Consider the following 5,037-nt stretch of genomic DNA (forward strand, 5'->3'; position numbering starts at 1 on the left):
GAGCAGCCCAGATAACGGTAGATTTTCCATCTATCTCAGCTGAACCAGCCGAATGGAGCGTCCCCTTGCAATAGCACAGTTGAGTAGATGGATTACTTTACAATAACGCCGATTTCTCCTGCTAATTCCTCATAAATAGAACTCCTACTCATAAGCTATATACATACTTACAGATCGGATGTGACCTGTTATGGATTCCTACACGGCACAAACTGGCGATACTTTAAAAAGTATCGCCTATCGGATGCATCTAGATATACAAAAACTACTATCTCTCAATCCCCACATTCAAAATCCCGATACTTACATAGCTGGTCAGACGGTGAATTTAAAACGAATGATTCATATCCCCATCGCTACACCTCAGCCTCCCGAAACTGATCTTAAACAGTGGATTCCTCTAACTTCACTAGAAGAAATGTCACAAACTGAATACGACGTGCTTATCGTTGGTGCGGGTGCAGGAGGTCCTGCTGTCCTATGGAGATTATGCCAGCAATGGGGACTAAATGGTAAACGGATTGGCATCGTCGAGAGAGGCGATCTCTTGATCCCCACGCACAGTATGAATATTCCTACACTAAATGCATCGCGCAAACGGGATTTTTACAAAAATATATCGTATCCGCTAGGCAAATCCCAACCCGAATACCCAGGAGCATCRCAAGTTTTTGCGCTAGGAGGTAAAACCTTATTCTGGTCAACGGCTTCACCTCGCATGCACCCCGTCGACATGAAGGAATGGCCGATTTCTTACGAAGAATTAACCCCGTACTATAACATTGCTGAGCGGATAATGAATATTTCAAAAGGATATACACAAGATTCCACGATTACTACGATGATGCTCGAAATCCTTAGAGGCAGCGGTTTTCCAGAGGTTACCGAGCTCCCGACAGCAATTGATCTTACGGCAACGAAGTTCGGCCAGGTCCATTCCAACGCTTTGTTCAGCTCCATTGCCTTTCTGGGTTCAGCCTTAAATCAGAGACCATTTGATTTAGCTGTTAATGCCAGGGCTGTTCAAATTTTGTCCGAAAATGGAAGCGCAACTGGATTGCAGGTCATGTCTCCCGATAAGAAATCTTATTTCATCAAAGCAAAAACCATTGTCGTGTCGGCAAGCACTTGGGAAACACCGCGCCTTCTCTTATATTCCGGCATTCCAGGAAAAGCGATCGGTCATTATTTAATGAATCACTCCAAAATGGTCGCGACCGTTAAGATTGATCGCAGCTATTTCCCAGAAGTGTTGGGAACGCTTTTTATTTGGAAACCTCGAACGGTTGTTGAGCCCTATCAAATGATCCTATATGGACCTGATCTAGAACGGTATCTATGGTACCCGGTTTTTGAAAATAAAGAAGTCCTCAAGGAATTCGATATCGGAATTGAAACTTTGGGCGTTGTGGAGCCGCAGTTTGATAATTATATCTCTCTAAACCACACTAGTGTGGACGCGTATGGGGTGCCAAACATACAAGTTCGCTTCTCCTATAGCGAAAAGGATAAGACCATTATTGGCAAAATGCTGCATGCCACTAACAAAATGGTCGCCAGTCTGCAAGGTTCCATTGGTGCAAAAAGCCACCAGCCTGAACTATCTTTTTATGTACCGGGAGAAGATTACCACGAAGTGGGAAGTTGCCGTATGGGGAATGATCCTTCTACTTCCGCAACGGATCCATATGGCCGTATACATGGCATGTCGAACCTATATGTAGCTGATAATAGCGTTATACCCTATAGCGGTGCTGCCAATCCTACATTGACAACGGTTGCCTTAGCGATTCGGACGGCTGATCATATCATCCATCAATTAAACAAATAAGCCCTGCCAACATAACCGGCAGGGCCCATCATCAAATTTCCGTAGATCGCCGAACAACCAGTTCTCCTGAAAAGAGAGGCGTTTCAGCTACGTTTCCTTCTATCGTATCAAGCAGCAATCTCATTGCTGCTTCGCCCATCTGCGGACGAGGATAATGGATGGCTGTGAGCGGCGGGTCCGTTTGTGAGGACATCAGAATATCCTCGCAACCAGCGACAGCCAGCTGTTCCGGCACCCGCACACCAGCCTTTCGGCAAGCGGCGAGGCAGCCAGCGGCCATCAAATCATTGGCACAGACCAGTGCTGTAAAGCCAACTGACTGACGAATCAATTCAGCATGCAATGCCCGTTCAGCCGGCTCAAACCTGCCTCCCCCATCCAATAAATCCTCTGAATACCAAGCACAACCTGTTTCCCGCAACGCATGAATAAATGCCTGCAGCCTGACTTCATAATGCTGGCCAGCTTCACCACTGCCCATGAAACCAATCCGAGTGTGGCCTTGCTGCTGCAAATGGCGGACCAACTTACTCATCTCGGCTTCCCAATCCAAATCCATATAAGGTACGGAAGCGTCCGAGTCCGGGCTTGAACCCACTGGCTTCAAAACAGACACAACCGGCATATCAAGCGCCTGAAAATGCTCCACCACCTGCGGTTTCAGCGCTTGTCCGAGCAGTAAAATACCATCCACTCTGCCCATGAACAAGCTTTTGAGCTGATCTTCTTCCTCTTGTTTATAAGTTTGGAAAAACACAAAGTACCCTCTATCTTTCGCATGCTGCTCGATGTTTATTAATAGCCCCGCCTCAAAAGGGTTCCCGAGGTAGTTGATCAGCACGGCGATCTGCCGTGACTTTTTCGTTTTCAGGCTTTGCGCTAATAAATTCGGTTGATAGCCAAGCTCGCGAATGGCTTCCAGCACTTTCTGCCTCGTCTCTTCCTTCACAATCTCCCGATTGTTCAATACATAAGAAACGACCGCAGAGGAGACTCCTGCGCGGTCGGCTACATCCTTCCTAGTTACCATTCGCTTTCACCCTAACAAACATGATCAAATCCCAAACGTGTTGCCCCCGTTAACCGATAGGCATTGCCCAGTAACAAAACCTGACTCCGACGATGCTAAGAACACCACGGCATTCGCAATATCTGACGGCTCACCGACTCGCCCTAGCGGTACACCGGCTTGGTAACCTTCCGTGCTGACTCCTTCATGGCGCTCCACAGGTATCCAGCCTGGTGCAACCAAATTGACCCGGATTCCGTGAGGTCCCAGCTCACTAGCCCATGATCGCGTCATGCCCACCATGGATGCCTTGGCCGTGACATAGCTGGAGAAGTTGGCATTGCCGATTTGCACGACTTCGCTGCCGATATGAATAATACTTCCTTCTCTCTTCAACTTCATCCCCGGGAGCACCGCTTTCGCAAGCAGTAATGGCGCTTTCACAAAGAAATCCAGTTGATCCAGGTAGGTCTGCCATGTGCTCTCTTCAATGGATAACATCGGCTGAGGGCCAGTCGCATTGTTGACCAGAATATCAATACTCCTGCCAAAATGCTGCTCCACTCGCTCGATGAGCTCGCTAACTTCTCCCTCGCTTGTGATGTCAGCGCGAAAAGCAACTGCGCTGCCTCCTGCCGTGGTAATCAGTCGAACCGTTTCTTCTGCATCCTGCACGCTATATGCATAGTTGACAGCAACACTCGCTCCTGCTGCCGCAAGTGCAGCTGCGATATGACGCCCCAGTCCGCGTGATGCTCCGGTAACAAGCGCGATCTTTCCCTCTAATCTTGTTGATGAACCCAAGATATCCACCTCTTCCAAGTGAGCTTATTTGTAGATGCTTTTGCCAGCATCCTGATTGTACAGCTCCTTTAATGGTACCATAGATTCGGAGGGAACATAATATTTAAACGGATTCTCATCAATGACACCTAGAAGCTGCTTCCGGTAAGGAGATGCGCTTTCCAGCAACCGATCAGATGCCGTGCGGTAGTCAATTGGTCTCATCCAGATCGGGCTATACCCTAGAAACAACTGCCTGCGCGTAAATTCCGAGCGATTAGGCGCACCGGCGTGCCACAGGTTTTGTGGGAATATGAACACATCGCCTGGCTTGCCGCATACTTGTATTTCCCCTGCCACCTGACCATCCACGTCCTGACTCTCTGGATGAAACGGCTTGTTATGCGAGCCAGGAATGATTTTGGTATTACCGCGATCCGGCTGGGACATATCGCTCAAGATATAGCATGTTTTGATGTAATAGGTAGAGGTGAGGCCATCTTGCTTCGGAAACTGTGGATGAGGGCCATCTTGATGCCAGTTAATGAAGCTATGCGACTCGGTTTTCACATCATTAGGATTCGGTTTACGTACAGTTAAGTGTGAAATGTGCAGCTGAATGTTATAACCGAGCAAATTAACCATGAGTGGCAGCAACGTCGGCTCATCAATCAGTGAAGCTATTTCATCGTCTCTCTCTATGCTGTTATAAATGTTATATGCTAATGAATCCGGTTCTTCAGCGACAACTCGGTCGATCGCAGCGTTCAAACGGTTAACTTTTTCTTCTGACAAAACACCTGGCAGTATCAAATAACCGTTTTCGTTAAACTGCTCAATAAGTGCAGGAATATCTAATTTTGTTTGTGTCATGTGAACACACTCCTCGTTTTTTTATTAATTTATGGTCATTATAACTATTAAATTTACACGTGTAAATAATTCTTTTAAAAGAAAAGGAAGCCCATTTCTCCTTCCTTTTCTGTACTGTTCAATGTTTACTTCACGTAGCCAAGCTCTTTAATCCTTTTATCAGAAGCATCCAAGTAAGCTTTATAGTTCATGGAGCTTTCCAGCGTCTTAAGAAAGCTGTCATATTCACTGAGCGGACGCTTGCCGTACAAGAATTTGGAGAACTCTTCTTCAATATAGCGACTCGCATCTGCGGCGTTATAACCATTCGGCATATCCACGAATCCAGCCAAACCATCGATGTGCGGCTGTTTGCTCGCATACTCCATATACTTCGCCTGCGGACCGAATTTCACCGTCAAATATTCCATTTCCGGACGCCCTGCGAATTGGTACAGCCAGAAATAACCGCCCTCTTTGCCCATCAGGTCTGTCGGGACAACTTTATTGCCATCGAGGTTGAAATGCTTGCCTTTCACCCCGTATTGCACTAACAAAGAAC

General features: G+C 47.0%; 4 protein-coding genes and 1 pseudogene. 1 reads left to right on the forward strand and 4 read right to left on the reverse strand.

The window, feature by feature from the left end; genetic code table 11:
• Positions 1-190 precede the first annotated feature (190 nt).
• Entirely contained in the window at positions 191-1,831 is a 1,641-nt protein-coding gene (locus AC1DUA_RS22760; protein ID WP_477501945.1) for a GMC oxidoreductase, read from the forward strand.
• A 31-nt stretch (positions 1,832-1,862) separates the two neighbouring features.
• On the opposite strand, the gene AC1DUA_RS22765 is transcribed toward AC1DUA_RS22760, so the two are convergent.
• The 4 genes and pseudogenes from AC1DUA_RS22765 to AC1DUA_RS22780 form a co-directional block, all read right to left on the reverse strand.
• Complete coding sequence (locus tag AC1DUA_RS22765) at positions 1,863-2,861, reverse strand: LacI family DNA-binding transcriptional regulator (protein WP_477501946.1); 999 nt, start codon at positions 2,859-2,861, stop codon at positions 1,863-1,865.
• Positions 2,862-2,885: 24 nt separating this feature from the next.
• On the reverse strand, positions 2,886-3,644 hold the full coding sequence (locus AC1DUA_RS22770) for an SDR family oxidoreductase (RefSeq protein ID WP_477501947.1): 759 nt from the start codon (positions 3,642-3,644) through the stop codon (positions 2,886-2,888).
• Positions 3,645-3,668: 24 nt separating this feature from the next.
• Positions 3,669-4,496 carry a phytanoyl-CoA dioxygenase family protein gene (locus AC1DUA_RS22775; protein ID WP_477501948.1) on the reverse strand — a complete coding sequence of 276 codons (828 nt, stop codon included), beginning with the start codon at positions 4,494-4,496 and terminating at the stop codon, positions 3,669-3,671.
• Between the two features lie 125 nt (positions 4,497-4,621).
• A pseudogene (locus AC1DUA_RS22780) lies at positions 4,622-5,037 on the reverse strand (extracellular solute-binding protein); the annotation flags it as partial.

The organism is Paenibacillus sp. 01T422 (assembly GCF_056398785.1).

Excerpts from the sequence above, each read along its gene's own strand:
- AC1DUA_RS22775 (WP_477501948.1), bottom strand. The coding sequence starts at position 4,496 with ATGACACAAACAAAATTAGATATTCCTGCACTTATTGAGCAGTTTAAC.
- AC1DUA_RS22765 (WP_477501946.1), bottom strand. The coding sequence starts at position 2,861 with ATGGTAACTAGGAAGGATGTAGCCGACCGCGCAGGAGTCTCCTCTGCG.